Here is a 19,433-nt window from a genome sequence, read left to right on the forward strand (position 1 = left end):
GAGGCATGAGCCTCACGCGCGCCACGGCGATCTGGGTCGCGCTCGCGGCGGCGGCGCTCGCGGTGTTCGTCGCCTCGCTCGCGCTCGGCAGCATCGCGCTCTCGCCGCTCCGAGTAGTCGATGCGCTGCTGCATGGCCGCGCGTCGTCGCCGGATGTGATCGACGAGATCGTGCTCAGCCTGCGCCTGCCGCGCGCGCTCGGCGGTTTTGCTGCGGGCGCGCTGCTCGCGGTGGCCGGTGCGCTCCTGCAGGTGCTGCTGCGCAATCCGCTTGCCGAGCCGTACGTGCTCGGCGTATCGGGCGGCGCTGCAACGTTTGCGCTTGCCGCGATGCTCGCCGCGCTGCCGTGGTGGAGCGTCGACGCCGCCGCGTTCGCCGGCGCGTTCCTGTCCATCGTGCTCGTGCTCGGCCTCGCCAGGCGGGAGCTGTGGCGCGGCGAGCCGCAGGACGCATCGCCGCGCCTGCTGCTCACGGGCGCGGTGATCGCGGCGGGCTGGGGCGCGCTGATCACGCTGATGCTCGCCGTCGCGCCGGAGAACCGGCTGCGCGGCATGGTGTTCTGGCTGACGGGCGACCTGAACGGTGTCGCGACGCCCTGGGCCGCGCTGATCGCGCTCGTCGTCGTGCTCGCCGGCATCGTGCCGGCGGCGCCGCAACTGAACGTGATGCTTCGCGGCGATGCGGCCGCGCAGGCGCTCGGCGTGCCCGTCGTGCGCCTGCGCCTCTCCGTGTATCTCGCGGCGTCGCTCGCGGCGGCCGCCGCCGTGACGACCGCAGGGACGATCGGTTTCGTCGGGCTCGTCGTGCCGCACGTGCTGCGGCTCGCGTTCGGCAACGACCAGCGCATGCTGCTGCCGGCCGCCGCGCTCGCGGGCGGCGTCGCGGTGATGGGCGCGGACCTGATCGCGCGCACGGTCATCGCGCCGGCGCAGTTGCCGGTCGGCGTGATGACGGCGCTCGTCGGCGTGCCGGTGTTCCTGTGGATGCTGCTGCGGAGGTCGCCGTGAACGCGAAGCTTCGTGCGAGCCTGCACGTGAGCGCGCTCGCGCTGCGCGCGGGCGGCCGCACGCTGATCGACGACCTGACGCTGACGTTCTCACCCGGCGAAGCGTGGTGCATCGCGGGTCCGAACGGCGCGGGCAAGACCACGCTCCTCAACGTGCTGGCGGGCCTCTCGAAGCCCGCGGCGGGCGCGGTGTCGCTCGACGGCGTCGATCTGAACGACTGGCGCGCCGCCGGTCTCGCACGCCGCCGCGCATGGATGCCGCAAAGCACGCACGACGCGTTCAGCGCGACCGTGCTCGATGTCGTGATGCTCAACCGGTTTCCGCACCTGAGCGGCTGGGGCTGGGAAAGCGACGCGGACCGCCGCGCGGCGCACGCGGCGCTCGATGCGCTCGGGCTCGCTGCCTTCGCGTCGCGCGACGTGCTGTCGCTTTCGGGCGGCGAGCGGCAGCGCGTGGCGCTGGCCGCGACGCTGTGCCAGGGCGCGCCGCTGCTCCTGCTCGACGAACCGCTGTCGCATCTCGATCTGCATCATCAGATCGAGTGTCTCGAAGCGCTGGGCGACTGGGTGCGCGATCCGGCCGCACAGCGCACTCTGATCTTCTCGTGCCATGACCTGAATCTCGCGCGCCGCTTCGCGACGCATGCGCTTCTCATCGACGGCGCGGGGCGTGCGCACGCGGGCCCGGTGCGCGACGTGCTGAGCGCGGAGCGTGCGAGCGCCGCGTTCGGCTATGCGCTCACGCTGATTCGCGAGGGTGCTCACGAGGCGCTCGTGCCCGTGATGCGCGCACCTCATCCCTAGCTCTTCAACAGGACGACCGATTCCATGATTCACGACGTACCTCGCCCGCTGCCTCTCGACCGCGCGCTCGAAGCCGAGTTGCAGCACGTCATCGATACGAAGACGAAGCCGCCCGGCAGCCTCGGGCGGCTCGAAGCGCTCGCGCTGCAAATGGGTTTGATCCAGCAGACGGCCAGGCCGCGCATCGAACGCCCGGCGATGATCGTGTTCGCGGGCGACCACGGCATCGCAGCGGAGGGCGTCAGTTCGTATCCGCAGGAAGTGACTGCCCAGATGGTCGCGAACTTCATGGCCGGCGGCGCCGCGATCAACGCGCTGTCGCGCTCGGCGGGCATGACACTCGAAGTGGTCGACGCGGGCGTCGCGCGCGCGCTTCCCGCATCGGAAGGACTGGTCGACGCCGCGATCAGGCGCGGCGGCACGCGCAACTTCGCGCACGAACCCGCGATGACGCGCGACGAAGCGTTGCTCGCGATCGCGCGGGGCGCTGCGCGCGTGCGGCATCATGCGTCGCTCGGGACGAACGTGATCGGCTTCGGCGAGATGGGCATCGCGAACACATCGGCGGCGGCGTGCCTGATGAGCCGCATCTGCGGGTTGCCGCTCGACGCGTGCGTCGGGCGCGGCACGGGCATCTCGGGCGACGGCATGAACCGCAAGCGCGCGGTGCTCGCCGCCGCGCTCGAACGCCATCGTGAAAGCGCGGACCCGATCGACACGCTCGCCACGTTCGGCGGCTTCGAGATCGCGATGATGGCGGGCGCGTTTCTCGCGGCGGCCGAGGCGCGCATGACGATTCTCGTCGACGGCTTCATCGCGACGTCCGCGCTGCTCATCGCGCAGGCGATCTCGCGCGACGTGCTCGACTACTGCGTGTTCGCTCACGCGTCGGATGAAACGGGGCACAGGCGCATGCTCGACTATCTCGGCGCCGCGCCGCTGCTGCAACTGGACCTGCGTCTGGGCGAAGGCACGGGCGCCGCGCTCGCGCTGCCGCTCCTGCGCGCGGCGGTTGCGTTCATCGGCGAGATGGCGAGCTTCGAGTCCGCCGGCGTCTCGACGAAAGGGACTTGAGCGATGACCCGCCCGGCCGACGAACTGCGCTATTTCCTCACCGCGCTCGGTTATTTCACGCGCGTGCCGGTGCCGCGCTGGGTCGGGTTCGAGCCGCACTATCTCAGCGCGGCGGCGCGCTACTTTCCGCTCGTCGGGCTGATGGTGGGCGGGATCGGCGCGCTCGTGTATCTGGCGGCGCTGCATGTGTTTCCGGCGGGTGTCGCGGTGCTGCTCTCGATGGCCGCGACGCTCGTCGTGACGGGCGCCTTCCACGAGGACGGCCTTGCCGATTGCGCCGACGCCTTCGGCGGTGCGTACACGCGCGACGATGCGTTGCGAATCATGCGCGACTCGCGCATCGGCGCCTTCGGTGCGATTGCGCTCGTCATCGCGCTCGCGCTGAAGTGGCAGACGCTCGCCGCGTTGCCGCCGATGCGCGCCGTCGCGCTCATGATCGCCGCGCATGCCGCGAGCCGCGCGTTCGCTATCAGCTATCTGCTCACGCTCGACTATGTCCGCGCCGAAGGCAAGGCGAAGCCGGTTGCGCAGCGCATGAGCATCGCGTCGTTCGCGCTCGCCGCTCTATGCGGGCTGCCGTGGCTGTTCTGGCCGGACTGGCGGCTGGGCTGCGTGGCGGTCGCCGTGCTCGTCGTCGTGCGCCTCGCCATCGGGCGATACTTCGTGCGCCGCATCGGCGGCTATACGGGCGACTGCCTCGGCTTCGCGCAGCAGCTTTTCGAACTCGCGGTCTACCTCACCGGACTCGGATGGATCTCCTCCTGATACGCCATCCCGCCGTCGCCATCGACGCAGGCATCTGCTACGGCCAGACCGACGTGCCGCTTGCGGCCGACGCGGGCGATTCGGCACGCGCGCTGATCGAACGGATGCGCGCGCTGAGCGTGCCCGAATGCGAGGGCGTCTGGCTCACGAGCCCGCTTGCGCGCTGCGCGCGGGTCGCGCAGGCGCTGGGCCGCGCGCACGCCGATGCGCGCCTCATGGAGTTCGACTTCGGCGCGTGGGAAGCGCTCAAGTGGGACGGCATCGACCGCGCGCTGCTCGACGCCTGGGCCGCCGATCTCGATCATGCGCGTGCGCATGGCGGCGAGAGCGTGGCGCAGTTCTCGCAGCGCGTGGGCGAGTGGTTCGACGAAACCTGCGGCGCGCGCGATACCCCCGTTCACGCGATCACGCATGCGGGCGTGATCCGCGTGCTTGCCGCGCGGCTCCTGAATGTGCCGCATGCAAGCGCCATGCGATGGCCGCTCGACTTCGGCGCGATCGTCTGGCTCAGGCGCGTGCGCGGCGAATGGCTGCTCGTGCGCTGGAACGCCTGATCACTTCGGCCGGCGTGCGCGCGCCGCTTCGAGGTCCTCGCACAGGCGCGCGGCGCCGAGCGCGAGACGCGGTGTCGGACGGCTGATCAGGTCGCCGTCGATGCCGAACAGATTGCCGCGCGCGACCGCCGTCACGGACGTCCACTGCTTCCACTTGTCGAGCGCCGGCAGCGGATGATCGGAGCGCGTTGCACCGGCCGTCGCGGCGACGATCGCCTCGGGATTCGCCGCGAGCACGGCTTCGGTCGAGACGGTCGGCACGAGCGGCTTCAGGTCCGCGAACACGTTGCGCCCGCCGCAGAGCGCGATCACTTCGCTGAACACGTGCTCGCCGTTGAGCGTCATCAGCGGATCGTCCCACACCTGATAGAACACGCCGACGGCAGGCCGGCCCGCATAGCGCGTGCGCAACTGCGATATGTCGCGGCGAAACGCGTTCGATGCATCGGCGGCGATACGCTTCGTGCCGAGCAGCGTGCCGAGCTTGTCGATGGTCGCGGGGATATCGTCGAGATGGCGCGGCTCGCTGAAGTAGAGCGGCACGTGCAACTCGCGCAGGCGCTCGATCTGGCGCGTCGCATTGCCGTGCCTCCACACGACGATGAGGTCCGGCTTCAGCGCGACGATGCGCTCGAGGTCGAGCGCCTTGTTGTCGCCGACGCGCGGGATCGCCTGCGCTTCGCGCGGATAGTCGCTGTAGGTCACCGCGCCGACGATGCGCGCCCCGCCGCCCGCCGCGAAGAGCAGTTCGGTGACGTGCGGCGCGAGGCTCACGACGCGCTCTGCGGGCGCGGCGAGCGTGACGGTCGCGCCGGTGTCGTCGGTGACGGTGAGCGCGGCTTGCGCCTGATCTGTCGTGATGAGCGCGATCGTTATGAACGCCAGCGTGGCCAGCAGGCGGCGCACGTTCACGCGACGCTCTCCGCGAGCGCGCGCGCAAGCCGCGCCCAGTCGCCCTCCGAACCCGGCAAGCCGATGCGCAGGCTCGGCGTCATGTCCGCGCGATCGAAAAGCCGCGTCCAGATGCCGCGCTTCGCAAGCGCGTCCTGCAGCGCCGCCGCGTCGGGCGTGCGAAACCATGCGAAGAGCGGCGTCGCATGCGCATCGAAGCCGTGGCTTTCGATCAGCGCCGCGAGACGCTCGCTGTCGAGCCGCAGTTGCGCGCGTGCCGCGAGCTGCCAGTCGCGATCGTCGAAGGCGGCCTGCACCGCATGGCGCGCCGGTCCGCTGACCGTCCACGCGCCGAGCGCGTCCGCTAGCGCATCGCGCAGCGGCGCGGCCGCAAGCACGAAGCCCGCGCGAATGCCCGCAAGGCCGAAGAACTTGCCGACCGAGCGCAGCACGACGAGCCCTTCGCGCGCCGTTTCGCCGGCAAGCGACGTGCCGGGGTCGGAGTCGGCGTCGGCAAATGCTTCGTCGATGACGAGCGTCCCGCCGCGCGCCGCGAGCTGCGCATGCCAATGAAGGAGCACGACGCGCGCGATGCGCTCGGCCGTCGGGTTGTTCGGGTTCGCGACCATCACGTGATCGAGCCCGGCGGGCAACTCGCGCATCGAAACGTCGAGCGGCATCACCCGGTGTCCGGCGCGCTCGAACGCGGGTGCGTATTCCGCGTAAGTGAGCGGCGCGACGCCGACGGCGCCGCGGCGCAACAGCGGCGGCAATGCGCGGATCGCCGCCTGGCTTCCCGCAACCGGCAGCGCCGCCGGCGCGCCGTAGTAGCGCGCGGCGCATTCGGCGAGGCCGTCGCCGTCTTCGGGCAGGCGCCGCCACGCATCGGGCGGCACGGGCGGCACCGGGTAGCCGCGCGGGTTGATGCCGGTCGACAGGTCGAGCCAGTCGCCAGGCGCTATCGAATAGCGGCGCGCGGCTTCGCGCAGATTGCCGCCGTGACGGATCGGTTCAGCCATGCGAGCCCACGCTGATAAAGGCAAGAACGAGGAAGAGGGCGAGCCACAAGAGCGTCGTGCGCTCGACGAGCCTGAGCGCCGCCACCACGTGCGCGGGCATCGCGGGCATGCCCTCGCCGAGCACCGGACGCGTTTCCAGCGTGCCGTGATAGACCGCCGGGCCGCCGATCAGCACATTGAGGCTGCCCGCGCCCGAGGCCATCACCGGTCCCGCGTTCGGGCTGTCCCACGATGCCGCCTGCGTGCGCCAGCAGTGCCATGCGGTGCGGGTGTCGCCGAGCAATGCGTAGCTCGCCGCCGTGAGGCGGGCGGGGACGTAGTTCAGGACGTCGTCGAAGCGCGCGGCCGCCCAGCCGAAGCGCAGGTAGCGCGGCGTGCGGTAGCCCCACATCGCGTCGAGCGTGTTCGCGAGGCGGAACAGGAGCGCGCCCGGACCGCCCGCGACCGCGAACCAGAAGAGCGCGCCGAAGATCGCGTCATTGCCGTTTTCGAGCGCCGACTCCACCGCCGCCCGCGAGAGCGCGTTTTCGTCGGCGTCGGCGGTGTCGCGCGACACGATCCGCGCCGTGAGCTTGCGCGCGCCTTCGAGGTCGCCGCTGCCGAGCGCGCGGGCGATCGGCGCGATGTGCTCGCGCAGGCTCTTGGCGCCAAGCGCGAACCACAGGAGCGCGACGTGCACGATGCACGCGTACGCAAACGGCAGCACGCTCACGAGCAGGCACGCGATCGCGACGGGCGGCACGACCGCCGCGAGCCACGCGAGAATGCCCGCGGGCCGGGCGCGATGCCCGGTGTTCATGCGCGCTTCGAGCTGTGTCGCGAGCTTGCCGAAACCGACGAGCGGATGGCGCGTGCGCGGCTCGCCGACGATCCGGTCGATCACCACGCCGAACACCGCGAGCAGCGCGATCGCATAGAAGGAGAGGAGGAGCATGGGCGCTCAGCCCTTGAGCGCGAGCGGCAGGCCCGCGACCATCATCGTCGCGCGCGTGCTCGCGGCGGCGACCCGCTGGTTGAGCCGCCCGAGCTCGTCGACGTAGAGACGCGTCACCGAGCCGAGCGGCACGACGCCGAGGCCGATCTCGTTGCTCACCACGATGATCTTGCCGCGCGCCCCGGCGAGCGCGGCGAGAAAGGCGCCGAGCGCTTCCTGCGGCGCGGCGGGTGGCGCGCTGCCGTCGGCGGGGCACAGCAGGTTCGCGAGCCACAGCGTGAGGCAGTCGATCAGCACGCAATGGCCCTCGCGATCCACCGAGCGCAGCGCGCCCGCGAGGTCGAGCGGTGCTTCGAGAAGCGACCAGCCGACCGGGCGCCGCGCCCGGTGGTGCGCCACGCGTTCGGCGAATTCGGGGTCGCCGATGCGCGCGGTCGCGACATAGGTGACGGCCATGCCGCTTGCGGCGGCGAGCTGCTCGGCGTGCGCGCTCTTGCCCGAGCGCGCGCCGCCGAGAATGAAGGTGAGGTCCCGCGATGAAGCGTATGAGGTCATCGCGATATTGTACCGGCGCGGGCTAAGATGACGCCTCATGCGCGCCTTGCGCGCCGCCCCACACAAGGAATCGACACTCATGCACTTCGCACCGCGCGGCACGCTGATGATCCAGGGCACGACGTCCGACGCCGGCAAGAGCACGCTCGTCGCGGGCCTGTGCCGGCTTGCGCGTCGCGGCGGCGTGCGGGTCGCGCCGTTCAAGCCGCAGAACATGGCGCTCAACAGCGCGGTGACCGTCGACGGCGGCGAGATCGGCCGCGCGCAGGCGCTGCAGGCGCTCGCGGCGGGCGTCGATGCGCAGATCGACTTCAATCCCGTGCTCCTCAAGCCGACAAGCGACCGCGGCGCGCAGGTGATCATCCACGGCCACGCGCACGCCAATCTCGACGCCCGCGCCTATCACGAGTACAAGTCGGTCGCGTTCGAGGCCGTGCTGGCCTCCTACGCGCGGTTGCAGGCCCGTTTCGACTCGGTGATCGTCGAAGGGGCGGGCAGCCCGGCCGAAGTGAACCTGCGCGATCGCGACATCGCGAACATGGGATTCGCCGAGCGCGTCGACTGCCCGGTGGTGCTCGTCGCCGACATCGATCGCGGAGGCGTGTTCGCGCATCTGACCGGCACGCTCGCGTGCCTGTCCGAAAGCGAGCAGGCGCGCATCCGCGGATTCGTGATCAACCGCTTTCGCGGCGACATCGGCCTGCTGCAGCCGGGCCTCGACTGGCTCGAAGAGCGCACGGGCAAGCCCGTTTTCGGCGTCGTGCCGTACCTGCACGGCCTCACGCTGGACGCCGAGGACATGCTGCCCGGCGAGATGCGCACGCGCGGTGCGCGCGACGCGCTGAAGGTGATCGTGCCCGCGCTGCCGCGCATCAGCAATCACACCGACTTCGACGCGCTGCGCGCGCATCCGCAGGTCGATTTTCAGTACGTGAAGGCGGGCGTGGCGCCGCCGCCCGCCGATCTGATCGTGCTGCCGGGGTCGAAAAGCGTGCAGCGCGACCTCGCGTGGCTGCGCGAGCACGGCTGGGATCGCGCGATCGAACGGCATCTGCGGTATGGCGGGAAGGTGCTCGGCATTTGCGGTGGCATGCAGATGCTCGGGCGCGACATCGACGATCCGGATGGCGTCGAAGGCCCGGCGGGCCGCGTGGACGGGCTCGGGCTGCTCGACCTGTCGACGGCGCTCACGCCGCACAAGCTGCTCGACAACGTGACCGGCAGGCTCGCGCTCGGCGACGGCCGTGCGAGCGTGCGCGGCTACGAGATCCACATGGGACGCACGAGCGGCGCCGCGCTCGCGCGGCCCGCGGTGCTCTTCGACGACGGGCGCCCGGACGGGGCGGTGTCGGCGGACAACCAGATCGCCGCGACCTATCTGCACGGCATTTTCGACACGCCCGAGGCTTGCGCCGCGCTGCTCGAATGGGCAGGGCTGGAACGGGCCGAGGCGCTCGACTATCCGGCGCTGCGGGAGGCGTCGCTCGAGCGGCTCGCCGATACGCTCGCGCAGTCGCTGGACCTGGAGGCCATTGCCGCGGCGTTCGGCCGCGACGGCGCGTCAATTGTGTGAGCGAATGCTCGTGTTGGACCCGTGTAGGACCTCAGATCGCCCGCCACGGGCTGTCTCCGGCTCAATACAGAATCATCTGCGTGCAGCGAAAGAGCGCGACGAGCTTGCCGTCCGCGTTCGTCACCGTCGCGTCCCAGACGTGCGTGCTGCGCCCGAGATGCACCGCGCTCGCCTTCGCGATGATCTTCCCCTCGCGCGCCGTGCCGACGTGGTTGCTCTTCAGTTCGACCGTCGTGAAGTTTTTCGCGCCCTCGGGCAGGTGCGCGATGCATGCGTAGCCGCAGCACGTATCGGCGAGGCCGATCACACTCGCGGCGTGCAGGAAGCCGTTCGGCGCGAGGAGTTCGGGCCGGATCGGGAGTTCGCCGACAAGCGAGCCGCTTTCGAGCGACACCAGCTCCACGCCGAGCAGGTCCGGCAGGCGGCCGCGCTGGCGGTTGCGCAGATAATCGAGGGTGACGTCGGGGCGGAGGGTCGTCATGGGCGGGGGAGCGGCTCGGTCGATTGGGGGATGTGCCGGCAATGCCGGTTTTGCCGATAATATCAACGGCTCGGACAATTGCACTTTTTCATAACAACGAACCGGCCGGCGGGATGTGGCAGTCCGGCCGCCGGGCAGCACATTTTCGGGAATCTTTCATGACCGTGATCGTGGTGGCGAATCCGAAGGGCGGGGTCGGCAAGAGTACGCTCGCGACCAATCTGGCGGGATATTTCGCGGCACAGGGCGAATGGGTTGCGCTCGCGGATCTCGACAAGCAGCATTCGGCGCACGCGTGGCTGGGCATCCGGCCGGATACCCTGCCGAAAGTGGAACGCTGGCAACTGGACGTCGATTCGCCCGCGAAGCCGCCCAAGGGGCTCGAGAGGGCCGTCATCGATACGCCCGCGGCGGTGCACGGCAACCGGCTCGCACTCGCGCTGGAACTGGCGGACAAGGTGATCGTGCCGCTTCAGCCGTCGATTTTCGATATTCTCGCGACGCAGGAATTCCTGCAGAGGCTGGCGAAGGAAAAGGCGGTGAGGAAGGGATCGATCGAAATCGGGATCGTCGGGATGCGCGTGGATGCCCGCACGCGCTCGGCGGACCAGTTGCACCGGTTCGTCGAGGGGCTCGATCTGCCGGTGCTCGGTTTTTTGCGCGACACGCAGAATTACGTGCAGATGGCGGCGCACGGTCTCACGCTGTGGGATGTCGCCCGCACGCGCGTGGAGAAGGATCTGGAGCAGTGGCAGCCCATCGTGGAGTGGGCCGCAAGGAAGTGAAGTGACCGGGCTCGAGCGGCGGGACGGCCGTGGATAACGCCCGCCGCCCGCCGCCCGCCGTTGTGCGGCGGCTCAGGTCCAGTTCTGCGTCGGCACGTGGTCGCGGCTGCCCTTGATGCGATTCTTCTCGTCGACGAACACCAGGTCGGGCTTCCAGCCCGCCTTCAGTTCCGCCTCGTCCACCTGCGCGAACGCCGCGATGATCACGAGATCGCCCAGCTGCGCGCGCCGTGCCGCCGAGCCGTTCAGCGAAATCATGCCGCTGCCGCGCTCGCCCTTGATCGCGTAGGTCGTCAGACGCTCGCCGTTGTTCACGTTCCAGATGTCGATCTGCTCGTTTTCGACGAGATTGGCCGCTTCGAGCAGATCTTCGTCGATCGCGCACGAACCCTCGTAGTGCAGTTCGCAATGCGTGACGGTCGCGCGGTGGATCTTCGATTTCAGCATGGTGCGGTGCATGGTCTGGCTCTCTCAGATTTCAAGGTTGTCGATCAGGCGCGTCGTGCCGAGCTTTGCCGCCGCGAGTACGACGAGCGGTGCGCCGGCGTCGGCGGGGCCCGGCGGCAGCAGGTTCGAGCGCTTGCGCACGGCGATGTAGTCGGGCCGCCAGCCGCGCTGCGCGAGCGCATCCATCGCGTCCTTTTCGATCGCGGCGAAATCGCGGCTGCCGGCGAGCACCGCCTCGCGCACGCGGTGGAGCGTCGCGGCGAGCACGGGCGCCTCGGCCCGCTCGGCCGCCGCGAGGAAGCGGTTGCGCGAACTGAGCGCGAGGCCGTCGGCGTCGCGCACGGTTTCGGCGGCGATCACTTCCGTCGGCAGCGCGAACTGGTCGCACATCTGCCGCACGATCATCAACTGCTGGTAATCCTTCTTGCCGAACACGGCGACGCGCGGCTGCACGCACGACATCAGCTTCATCACGACGGTGCACACGCCCTGGAAGAAGCCGGGGCGGAATTCGCCCTCGAGAATGTCGCCGAGATCGTGCGGCGGATGCACGCGATACTCCTGCGGCTGCGGATACAGGTCCCGCTCGGTCGGCGCGAAGAGCACGTAGACGTTTTCCTTCTGCAGCTTCTCGATGTCGTCCTGCAGCGTGCGCGGATATTTGTCGAAGTCCTCGTTCGGGCCGAACTGCAGTCGGTTCACGAAAATGCTCGCGACCACCGGATCGCCGTGCTGGCGCGCAAGGCGCATCAGCGAGAGATGGCCCTCGTGGAGATTGCCCATCGTCGGGACGAAGGCGGTGCGGTTCTGGCCGCGCAACTGATCGCGCAGTTCATGGATCGAGCTGATGACTTTCATCGAGCGGGTGTCTCCGGGCGGGCAGCCGTTTCTCGCTGCTCCGAGGCAAGGGTGGGAAAGTGGATTTTCGCCTCAAGCGGGCGAATACGCGAGTCTCACGTAGATCGGCGCGTACGGTTCGGCCTGCGTGATCTCGATGAGCGTTTCCCGCGACAACTCGAGCATCGCGATGAAATTCACGATGACGACCGCCACGCCGCGCGACGTATCGAAAAGCTCGGAGAATTCCATGAACCGCGCCGTCTGCAGGCGGCGCAGCATGACGCTCATGTGCTCGCGCACCGACAGCTCCTCGCGCGAGATCTTGTGATGCTGCACGAGCTTCGCGCGCTTGAGCACGTCGGCCCAGGCGGCGCGCAGGTCGTTTGCGTCGACGTCCGGAAAGCGCTGCGTCGGGGCCTGCTCGATATAGACGTCGGCGCGCAGGAAATCACGCCCGAGCTGCGGCAGGTGGTCGAGCCTCTGCGCGGCGAGTTTCATCTGCTCGTATTCCAGCAGCCGGCGTACGAGTTCGGCGCGCGGGTCTTCGGCATCCTCGCCGGTGTCGGCCTTCCTGACCGGCAGCAGCATGCGCGACTTGATCTCGATCAGCATCGCGGCCATCAGCAGATATTCGCCTGCGAGTTCGAGATTCGACTCGCGGATCTGGTCGACGTAACCGAGATACTGCGCGGTCACATCGGCCATCGGAATGTCGAGGACGTTGAAATTCTGCTTGCGGATCAGGTAGAGCAGAAGGTCGAGCGGGCCTTCGAAAGCTTCCAGAAAGATTTCGAGCGCGTCCGGCGGGATGTAGAGGTCCGTCGGCAGCTTCCAGAGCGGCTCGCCGTAGAGATGCGCGTACGCGACGCCGTCGATGGTATCGGGCGTGGAATCGGTCGCGGGCGCCGCGAGCGCGGCGGCCGGGTTGTCCCGTGCGTCCTGTTGAGGCTGCTGGTCCGGAGCCGGAAGCGCCTCGCGGGGGGCGCTCACGTTCAGAAGTTCTGGTAGTAAACGTACGGCGTCTGCTGCACGCGCGACGATTGCTGCTTTGAGCGCTCGTCGAGGTCGATCGGCTGCTTGTCCCACAACAGCGCGCGCCCGTGCCGCTGTTCTTCTTCCAGCGACGGCTTCTGTGCTTTCAACTGATTGATGAACTGGGTGATGTCCGACTGATACATGATTCGTTTTTCCGTTGGGCTCGAAGCAACTCGGTAGGGGGATGCGGCGGCTCGGGTCGTCCGGCCGCTTGCGCAGGCCGGGTCGGCCCGCCAGCCGTCTTCGGCGGCAGCGCCGCGAACTCGTCGCAATTTTACCGCAAGCGCAACCGGGCGGATCGACAACCGGCGGCGATTCCCTGGCCGGGCCTCCGGACGGCCCGCCTGAAAGGAATGTCGGCGAGGGCCGGTCAAATGGGCGGAACAAGCGGCCGGGGAGGCCGTCCAAGGCGCACGGCCGGTGATCGACCCGACGTTTCCCGCGCGGCGCAAGCCTGAGCGCGATTATCGCGGCCATCGGCGCCTTGCGCTTTTTTAAGATGGCGCGGCATACCGATGTGGTGAAATAGCGCCTGCGATATCAACCAGACCGTACCCGACGTCCGCCGGGCCCGCCACCGATTCACCTGCTGTTTCGCAAACCGATACGCAACTGGCCGGGCCGCCGGGCCGCCGAGAAGCGGCACGAATCCATTTTCAACAACAATACCAATGCCGGAGGTCACGTTTGGCGGGGCGCCTGTCTGATCCGCTCTTCAGGATACGCGAGCACGCCGATACGGGGCGGCCCGGCGCGCCGGCGCTCGTTGGCCGGGCCGCGCGCATGCTGGGCGCGCCGTTCGTGCTTTTCGTGCTCATGGCGCTCGTGGCCGCCCGGCCCGCGTTCGCGAAGTACGACGTGGACATCGAAGCACCCCGCAGCGTGCGCTCCCTGCTCAAGGATCATCTGAACCTGTCGCGCTTTGCGAAGCGCGACGACGTGAGCGACGAGCAGTTCGAATTCCTCGTCACGGCGACGCCGCAGGAAGTGCGCGATCTGGTCGCGACCGACGGCTATTTCACGCCGGTCGTGCGCACCGACGTGAAGACCGTCGACGACCGCAAGACCGTCACGGTGAGCGTCGATCCGGGCCCGCGCACGATGGTCGCGTCGGTGTCGCTGAACTTCAAGGGCGCCGTGACCACCGAGGACCGCACGCAGGAAAACGCCGCGCGCTTCGCGTTCTCGGTCAAGGAAGGCGACCCGTTCACCGAAAGCGCCTGGGACGACGCCAAGAACGCCGCGCTCAAGGCGCTCCGCTCGCGCCGCTATCTCGGCGCGAAAATCGAGCGTTCGCAGGCACGGGTGAATCCGCGCACGCATATCGCGGATCTGTCGGTGACATTCGACAGCGGCCGGACCTTCACCTTCGGCGACCTCGACGTGAGCGGCGTGCGCCGCTATCCGGAGCGGATCATCCGCAACGTGAACCCGATCCACCCGGGCGACATCTACGACATCGCGCGGGTCAACGAACTGCAGCGGCAACTGCAGAACACGCCGTACTACGCGAGCGTCGCGATCGACGCCGACAACGACGTCGCGAAGCCCCTCGAAACGCCGATCCATCTGAAGGTGAGCGAGTATCCGTACAACAGCGTGCGCTACGGCGTCGGCTACGCGACGGACACCGGCGCGCACATCCAGGGCGCGTACAGCTACCTCGACACCTTCGGCAAGGCTTATCCGTTCACGGTTTCCGGGCGCCTCGACGAGACCCAGCAGTACGGCCAGGTGCAGCTCGCGATGCCCCCGGGCGCGCGCGGCTGGGTGAACAGCGTGATGGCGTCGTACACGAACACCAACGTGTCGGATACGCGCATCTACAGCGCGCGCGTCGGCGTGCAGCGCTCGCGCTCGCTGCAGAACATCGACACGACGTACTCGATCATCTTCTACGACGACCGCCTCACGCAGAACGCGCCGAACCCGTCGAACAGCCGCGCGCTGGTGCCGGCGTGGAGCTGGGTGCGCCGCAACGTCGACGATCCGCTGTTCCCGCGACAGGGCAACCTGATCCGCGCGGAAGTCGGGTTCGCGGTGAAGGGCATCCTGACCGACCAGACGTTCGGCCGGATCTACACGAACATGCTGCAATACCTGCCGCTCGGCAAGCGCGACCTGTTCGTGTTCCGCGCGGAGCTGGGCGGCGTGTTCACGAGCGGCCCCTCGAACGGCGTGCCGGCGTCGCTCCTCTTTCGCGCGGGCGGCTCGAATTCGGTGCGCGGCTACAGCTACCAGAGCATCGGTAACAACGTGCAGGGCTCGATTCTTCCGACCAAATACCTGGTGACGGGCAGCTCCGAATATCAGCACTGGTTCACGCACGACTGGGGCGGCGCGGCCTTCTTCGACATCGGCACCGCCACCGACACCTGGAGCGAGCGCGTCTTTGAGCCCGGCGCGGGCCTCGGCGTGCGCTGGCGCAGCCCGGTGGGGCCGGTCAACATCGACGTGGCCTATGGTTTCAAGAACAAGAGCATCAAGCCGTACCTGACGCTCGGCATCGCATTCTGACTTTTCGACGGCACCTCACCTGACGACGCAACAAGACGCATGACGGACCCGACAGCCAACCCGAGCGCAGACGAAGCCGCCGACGACGGCGGCCGCGGCGCACCCGACGCGAAGCCGCCCCGCCGGCGCGGCGGCTGGCGGCGTTTCGCCAGGTGGCTCGGCGGGCTCGTCCTCGTGCTCGTGCTGCTTGTCGCGCTCGCCGTGGCGGCGGTCTTCTACGCGCTCATGAGCGAGCGCGGCACCCGCTATGTCTGGCAGGCGGCGACCTCGCTGCTTGCGGGACGCCTCACCGGCACGCTCGACGGCGGCGCGATCGCCACCGGCGTGGCGCTGCGCGACGTCCACTGGAAGAGCCTCGACGGCAACGGCACCGATATCGCGGTGGACCGCGTGTCCGGCCGCTGGGAACTGACCCGCGAGCCGCTGCGCTTCACGATCGACTATCTGCATGTCGGCACGATCGACGCGCGCATCGCTCCGTCCCCGAAGGAAACGGCGAAGACCGGGCTGCCGAAGGACCTGCGCCTGCCGCTTCAACTCGCGATCCGCGACGTGACGGTCGGCAAGCTGCGCCTGCACCAGGGCGCGACGACCACCGAATTCTCGCGTCTCGCGTTTCACGGGCGCAGCGACGGCCGGCATCACGAAGCGAGCGTCGAGCGCCTCGAAACGCCGTTCGGCTCCGTCACGGCCGCGGTGAAGCTCGACGGCGGCGCGCGGCCGTTCCCGCTCACCGGCGACGCCGGCTACTCGGGCAAGGTGAGCGGCGAGGCCGTGCAGGTCGCGGCGCACCTCACGGGATCGCTGGAAAACCTCGTCGCGGACGTGCAGGCGAGCGGCATGAAGCTCGACGGCCGCGCGCACGTCGAAGCGCTGCCCTTTGCCGACGTGCCGTTGAAGAGCGCCAGCGTGAGCGTCGATCACGTCAATCCGCAGGCGTTCAGCCCGAGCGCGCCGTACGCCGACCTCACGCTGCGCGCCGAAGTGAAGCCCGTCGAGCCGGAAACGCCCGGAAAGCCGGGTTCGCTCGTGGTGACGGGGCCGGTGTCGATCGTCAACGCGAAGCCGGGCCCGGTGGACAAGCAATTGCTCCCGCTCATCGATGCCCACGCGAACGTGCGGCTCGACGCCGCCGCCCAGACCATCTCGGATCTCAACGTGCGGCTCGTAAAGGACGCGACGATCACCGGCGGCGGCTCGCTCGAAGGCGGTCGCGGCCAGTTCGACCTGAAGGTCGCGAGGTTGGACCTGAACGCGATCCAGTCGAGCGTGCGCCCGACGCAGTTCGCCGGACCAGTCGGCGTCACGCTCGCGGGCGACACGCAGACCATCGTGCTCGACCTGAACGACCCGAAAGCGGCGATCCGCGCGCAGGGCAAGGTGAAGCTCGACGCCCGGCAGACCGCGTTCGAGGGCGTGAAGCTCACGGTGGGCAAGGGCCGCATCGAGCTGAGCGGCGCACTGAAGAAGGACGCCCATTCGAGCTACGACGTCAAGGCGAAGCTCGTCGAGTTCAATCCGCTGCTGCTCGCACCGCCGTCCAGGCCCGCCGCGCCGGGCAAGGGGAACAAGGCCCCGCCGCCACGCGTGATCGAGGCGCGGGTGAACGGCACGCTCTCGGCGACCGGCGTTCTCGCGCCCACGCTCACCACCAGGGCGCAGTTCAAGCTGGGCGAGAGCGTCTACGACAATCTGCCGCTGACGGGCGAGGGCACCGTGCAGGTCGCCGGCACGCGGATTCTGCCGAGCCGCGCGCATCTGTCGGTTGCGGGCAACGACGTCGATCTGAACGGCAGCTTCGGCGCGCCCGGCGACCGGCTGCGCTTTCGCGTCGACGCGCCCGCGCTCGAGCGCCTGGGCTTCGGCCTCGCGGGGCTCGTGAAGGCCGAGGGCGACGTGACAGGCTCGTTCGCGCATCCAAACGTCGCGGCCAACTACGAGGCCGATGGCGTCGTGTTCGGCCCGAACCGGCTCGGCCACGCCGAGGGCCGCGCGGAAATGCGCGATGGCGCGAACGGCGCGCTCGTCTTCACGACGAAGGCGCGCGACCTCAGCACGGAAGGCGTCGAACTGGCAACGCTCGACGCGAGCCTCACCGGCACCCGGGCCCAGCACAAGCTCGACGCCAGCGCGACCGGGCGCGTGCGCGGCCAGGCCGTCAACCTGACGCTCGCGGCGAACGGCAAGCTCACCGACGCCCGCGACGGTCCGCACTGGGACGGCACCGTCACGCGGCTTTCGAACAAGGGCACGCCCTCGGTGAACCTGGAGTCGCCGCTCACGGTGAGCTATGCGCCCGGCCGCATCGTGCTCGGCGCGACGCGGCTCGCCGCCGAGGGCGCGGTGCTCGATCTGAAGTCGTTCGCGTTCGAGGGCGGGCGCATCCAGTCGGCGGGCACGCTCACCAACCTGTCGGTGCCGCGGATCCTCGAAATCCGCCAGGAGCTGACGGGCGCCGAACCGCCGTTCCGCACGGATCTCGTCTTCGACGGCGACTGGAACTTCTCGCTCGGCACGACCGCGACCGGCCACGTCCAGATCAAGCGGCGCACGGGCGACATTTCGATCGACGCGGCGCGCGGCGTCGCCGCGCTCGGCATCACCGACATTTCGGCGCGCGCCGATTTCACCAACGGCAATCGCCTGAACGCGACCTTTCACGCGCAGGCGAACCGCATAGGCGTGATCGACGCGAACGTGCATACGCCGCTCGTCGCGCGCGACGGCATCCTGACCGTCGCCGACGAATCGCCGCTCACGGGCGCCATCGACGCGAGCATTCCGCAACTGCGCACGACGGGCGGCATGCTCGGCCCGACCTATCTGTTCGGCGGCCGGCTCGCGCTCAAGCTGACGATCGCGGGCGTGGTCGCGAAGCCGAATCTCTCCGGCATGCTCACCGGCGACGATCTTTCGGCGACGCTCGTCGCGCAGGGCGTCCAGCTGAAGGACGGCGTGATCCGGATCGCGCTGTCGGAAAACCTCGTCGATCTGCAGCAGGTCGAGTTCCACGGCGCGAGCGGCACGCTGCGCGCGACCGGCAAGGTGCGGCTCGATCAGGACGAACCGGATCTGACGGCCAGCATCATCGCCGACAAGCTCGAGCTGTTCGCGTCGCCCGACCGGCAACTGTCGCTCTCGGGCAGCGCGAGCGTCGCGAACGCGGGGGTGCAGGGCGGCATGGCGATCAACGGCAAGTTCACCGTCGATCACGCGCTCTTCGATTTGCCGGAGAAGTCGGCGCCGAGTCTCGGCGACGATGTCGTGGTCGTGCGGCCGGACGGCACCGTGAAAGGCGAGGACAAGAACCAGCAGGTCGTCGCCGCCACCGACAAGCCGGTCGGGCCGTTCGCGCCGCGCGCCAACATCGACATCAATCTGGGCCAGAATTTCCGCTTTCGCGGCGCGGGGGCCGATCTCGGCCTCGCGGGCACGATCACCGCGCTGAGCGCGCCGAACATGCCGCTGCGCGCGATCGGCAACGTGCGCGTGACGCCCGGTTCGACCTACACGGCGTTCGGGCGCAAGCTTAATATCGAGAACGGCTTCTTCACGTTCAACGGGCCGGTGGCGAATCCGGGCATCAACATTCTCGCGATGCGGCGCAACCAGGAAATCGAGGCGGGCGTACAGGTGACGGGCACGGTGCAGTCGCCGAACGCGAGGCTCGTGTCCGAGCCGAACGTGCCCGACAACGAAAAGCTCTCGTGGCTCCTGTTCGGCCACGGCACGGATCAGGGCAACAACCTGGGTCAGCAGAGCGCGATGACGAACGCGCTCGCGCTGCTCGGCAGCGCGAGCGGCAAGCGCATTGCTCAGACGTTCGGGCTCGACGAGTTCTCGATCGGCACGAGCGAGGTCGGGCTGACCGATCCTCAGGTCGTGATGATCTCAAAGGCGATCAACGAGCGGCTCGTGCTCGGCTACGAGCAGGGATTGCAGTCGGCGAGCAACGCGATCAAGGCGACGCTCAACCTGTCGCGCTTCTGGTCGATCTCGGCTTACGGCGGCACGTTCCAGGGCATCGATCTGCTCTATACGCGGCGGTTCGATTCATGGTCGAAGCGGGGCGGGCCGTGAGCGCCGGTCGATGAGACATTGCCGCGCGGCATGTGCGGGCGGCGGCGTTGACAAATAAAAAGGGCACGCGATT

General features: G+C 69.0%; 18 protein-coding genes. 9 read left to right on the forward strand and 9 right to left on the reverse strand.

The features are described 5' to 3' along the window. Window positions 1-5 precede the first annotated feature (5 nt). Genes BG61_RS02160 through cobC form a run of 5 tightly spaced genes read left to right on the forward strand, consistent with a single transcriptional unit; the run spans window position 6 to window position 4,203 of the window. A complete protein-coding gene (locus BG61_RS02160) occupies window positions 6-1,007 on the forward strand; it encodes a FecCD family ABC transporter permease (protein WP_051672214.1) in 1,002 nt (333 codons plus the stop codon). After that, complete coding sequence (locus BG61_RS02165) at window positions 1,004-1,810, forward strand: ABC transporter ATP-binding protein (protein WP_051672227.1); 807 nt, start codon at window positions 1,004-1,006, stop codon at window positions 1,808-1,810. The genes BG61_RS02160 and BG61_RS02165 overlap by 4 nt, the downstream gene beginning before the upstream one ends. Before the next feature lie 24 nt (window positions 1,811-1,834). Then, complete coding sequence (gene cobT / locus BG61_RS02170; RefSeq protein ID WP_035926366.1) at window positions 1,835-2,884, forward strand: nicotinate-nucleotide--dimethylbenzimidazole phosphoribosyltransferase; 1,050 nt, start codon at window positions 1,835-1,837, stop codon at window positions 2,882-2,884. A 3-nt stretch (window positions 2,885-2,887) separates the two neighbouring features. Continuing rightward, window positions 2,888-3,649 (forward strand): adenosylcobinamide-GDP ribazoletransferase, encoded by a 762-nt coding sequence (locus BG61_RS02175; RefSeq protein ID WP_035926362.1) that lies wholly within the window; start codon window positions 2,888-2,890, stop codon window positions 3,647-3,649. Continuing rightward, window positions 3,634-4,203, forward strand: a complete 570-nt coding sequence (cobC, locus tag BG61_RS02180) for an alpha-ribazole phosphatase family protein (protein ID WP_035926359.1) — start codon at window positions 3,634-3,636, stop codon at window positions 4,201-4,203. Before BG61_RS02175 ends, cobC begins: the two co-directional genes overlap by 16 nt. On the opposite strand, the gene BG61_RS02185 is transcribed toward cobC, so the two are convergent. Genes BG61_RS02185 through cobU form a run of 4 tightly spaced genes read right to left on the reverse strand, consistent with a single transcriptional unit; the run spans window position 4,204 to window position 7,602 of the window. Further along, a complete protein-coding gene (locus BG61_RS02185) occupies window positions 4,204-5,097 on the reverse strand; it encodes a cobalamin-binding protein (protein ID WP_174479704.1) in 894 nt (297 codons plus the stop codon). A gap of 14 nt (window positions 5,098-5,111) precedes the next feature. Further along, window positions 5,112-6,113 (reverse strand): threonine-phosphate decarboxylase CobD, encoded by a 1,002-nt coding sequence (cobD, locus tag BG61_RS02190; protein ID WP_035926356.1) that lies wholly within the window; start codon window positions 6,111-6,113, stop codon window positions 5,112-5,114. After that, a complete protein-coding gene (cbiB, locus tag BG61_RS02195; protein ID WP_035926353.1) occupies window positions 6,106-7,047 on the reverse strand; it encodes an adenosylcobinamide-phosphate synthase CbiB in 942 nt (313 codons plus the stop codon). Before cbiB ends, cobD begins: the two co-directional genes overlap by 8 nt. Before the next feature lie 6 nt (window positions 7,048-7,053). Next, window positions 7,054-7,602, reverse strand: coding sequence for a bifunctional adenosylcobinamide kinase/adenosylcobinamide-phosphate guanylyltransferase (gene cobU / locus BG61_RS02200; protein WP_035926351.1), 549 nt, complete (start codon window positions 7,600-7,602; stop codon window positions 7,054-7,056). Window positions 7,603-7,681: 79 nt separating this feature from the next. Here cobU and BG61_RS02205 point away from each other — a divergent pair, with 79 nt between their 5' ends. After that, window positions 7,682-9,175 (forward strand): cobyric acid synthase, encoded by a 1,494-nt coding sequence (locus BG61_RS02205; RefSeq protein WP_035926347.1) that lies wholly within the window; start codon window positions 7,682-7,684, stop codon window positions 9,173-9,175. A gap of 61 nt (window positions 9,176-9,236) precedes the next feature. On the opposite strand, the gene BG61_RS02210 is transcribed toward BG61_RS02205, so the two are convergent. Further along, window positions 9,237-9,656 (reverse strand): PaaI family thioesterase, encoded by a 420-nt coding sequence (locus BG61_RS02210; protein WP_035926344.1) that lies wholly within the window; start codon window positions 9,654-9,656, stop codon window positions 9,237-9,239. Window positions 9,657-9,814: 158 nt separating this feature from the next. Between BG61_RS02210 and BG61_RS02215 the strand changes: the two genes are divergently transcribed. Continuing rightward, window positions 9,815-10,441 carry a ParA family protein gene (locus tag BG61_RS02215; RefSeq protein WP_035926341.1) on the forward strand — a complete coding sequence of 209 codons (627 nt, stop codon included), beginning with the start codon at window positions 9,815-9,817 and terminating at the stop codon, window positions 10,439-10,441. Window positions 10,442-10,513: 72 nt separating this feature from the next. On the opposite strand, the gene panD is transcribed toward BG61_RS02215, so the two are convergent. The 4 genes from panD to BG61_RS02235 all read right to left on the reverse strand — a co-directional run bounded on the left by panD (window position 10,514) and on the right by BG61_RS02235 (window position 12,909). After that, window positions 10,514-10,900: an aspartate 1-decarboxylase gene (gene panD, locus BG61_RS02220; RefSeq protein WP_035926338.1), complete on the reverse strand. Its 387-nt coding sequence runs from the start codon at window positions 10,898-10,900 to the stop codon at window positions 10,514-10,516. 12 nt (window positions 10,901-10,912) lie between these two features. After that, on the reverse strand, window positions 10,913-11,746 hold the full coding sequence (panC, locus tag BG61_RS02225; RefSeq protein WP_035926335.1) for a pantoate--beta-alanine ligase: 834 nt from the start codon (window positions 11,744-11,746) through the stop codon (window positions 10,913-10,915). Between the two features lie 72 nt (window positions 11,747-11,818). After that, window positions 11,819-12,604, reverse strand: coding sequence for a segregation and condensation protein A (locus BG61_RS02230; RefSeq protein ID WP_051672229.1), 786 nt, complete (start codon window positions 12,602-12,604; stop codon window positions 11,819-11,821). 116 nt (window positions 12,605-12,720) lie between these two features. Further along, the gene (locus BG61_RS02235; RefSeq protein WP_174479705.1) at window positions 12,721-12,909 is read right to left on the reverse strand and encodes a DUF3460 family protein; all 189 of its coding nucleotides are present in this window, start codon (window positions 12,907-12,909) and stop codon (window positions 12,721-12,723) included. A gap of 637 nt (window positions 12,910-13,546) precedes the next feature. Between BG61_RS02235 and BG61_RS02240 the strand changes: the two genes are divergently transcribed. Continuing rightward, on the forward strand, window positions 13,547-15,280 hold the full coding sequence (locus BG61_RS02240; protein WP_035926712.1) for an autotransporter assembly complex protein TamA: 1,734 nt from the start codon (window positions 13,547-13,549) through the stop codon (window positions 15,278-15,280). 39 nt (window positions 15,281-15,319) lie between these two features. Further along, window positions 15,320-19,360, forward strand: coding sequence for a translocation/assembly module TamB domain-containing protein (locus tag BG61_RS02245; RefSeq protein WP_035926330.1), 4,041 nt, complete (start codon window positions 15,320-15,322; stop codon window positions 19,358-19,360). The last annotated feature ends 73 nt before the right edge of the window (window positions 19,361-19,433 follow it).

Source organism: Caballeronia glathei, from assembly GCF_000698595.1.
GTDB classification, from domain to species: domain Bacteria; phylum Pseudomonadota; class Gammaproteobacteria; order Burkholderiales; family Burkholderiaceae; genus Caballeronia; species Caballeronia glathei.

What these genes read in the sequence shown, in the direction of transcription:
- cbiB (WP_035926353.1), bottom strand. Translation starts at nt 7,047, where the DNA reads ATGCTCCTCCTCTCCTTCTATGCGATCGCGCTGCTCGCGGTGTTCGGC.
- cobD (WP_035926356.1), bottom strand. Translation starts at nt 6,113, where the DNA reads ATGGCTGAACCGATCCGTCACGGCGGCAATCTGCGCGAAGCCGCGCGC.
- panD (WP_035926338.1), bottom strand. Translation starts at nt 10,900, where the DNA reads ATGCACCGCACCATGCTGAAATCGAAGATCCACCGCGCGACCGTCACG.
- BG61_RS02205 (WP_035926347.1), top strand. Translation starts at nt 7,682, where the DNA reads ATGCACTTCGCACCGCGCGGCACGCTGATGATCCAGGGCACGACGTCC.
- cobU (WP_035926351.1), bottom strand. Translation starts at nt 7,602, where the DNA reads ATGACCTCATACGCTTCATCGCGGGACCTCACCTTCATTCTCGGCGGC.
- BG61_RS02160 (WP_051672214.1), top strand. Translation starts at nt 6, where the DNA reads ATGAGCCTCACGCGCGCCACGGCGATCTGGGTCGCGCTCGCGGCGGCG.
- panC (WP_035926335.1), bottom strand. Translation starts at nt 11,746, where the DNA reads ATGAAAGTCATCAGCTCGATCCATGAACTGCGCGATCAGTTGCGCGGC.
- cobC (WP_035926359.1), top strand. Translation starts at nt 3,634, where the DNA reads ATGGATCTCCTCCTGATACGCCATCCCGCCGTCGCCATCGACGCAGGC.
- cobT (WP_035926366.1), top strand. Translation starts at nt 1,835, where the DNA reads ATGATTCACGACGTACCTCGCCCGCTGCCTCTCGACCGCGCGCTCGAA.
- BG61_RS02245 (WP_035926330.1), top strand. Translation starts at nt 15,320, where the DNA reads ATGACGGACCCGACAGCCAACCCGAGCGCAGACGAAGCCGCCGACGAC.
- BG61_RS02215 (WP_035926341.1), top strand. Translation starts at nt 9,815, where the DNA reads ATGACCGTGATCGTGGTGGCGAATCCGAAGGGCGGGGTCGGCAAGAGT.
- BG61_RS02175 (WP_035926362.1), top strand. Translation starts at nt 2,888, where the DNA reads ATGACCCGCCCGGCCGACGAACTGCGCTATTTCCTCACCGCGCTCGGT.
- BG61_RS02210 (WP_035926344.1), bottom strand. Translation starts at nt 9,656, where the DNA reads ATGACGACCCTCCGCCCCGACGTCACCCTCGATTATCTGCGCAACCGC.
- BG61_RS02240 (WP_035926712.1), top strand. Translation starts at nt 13,547, where the DNA reads ATGCTGGGCGCGCCGTTCGTGCTTTTCGTGCTCATGGCGCTCGTGGCC.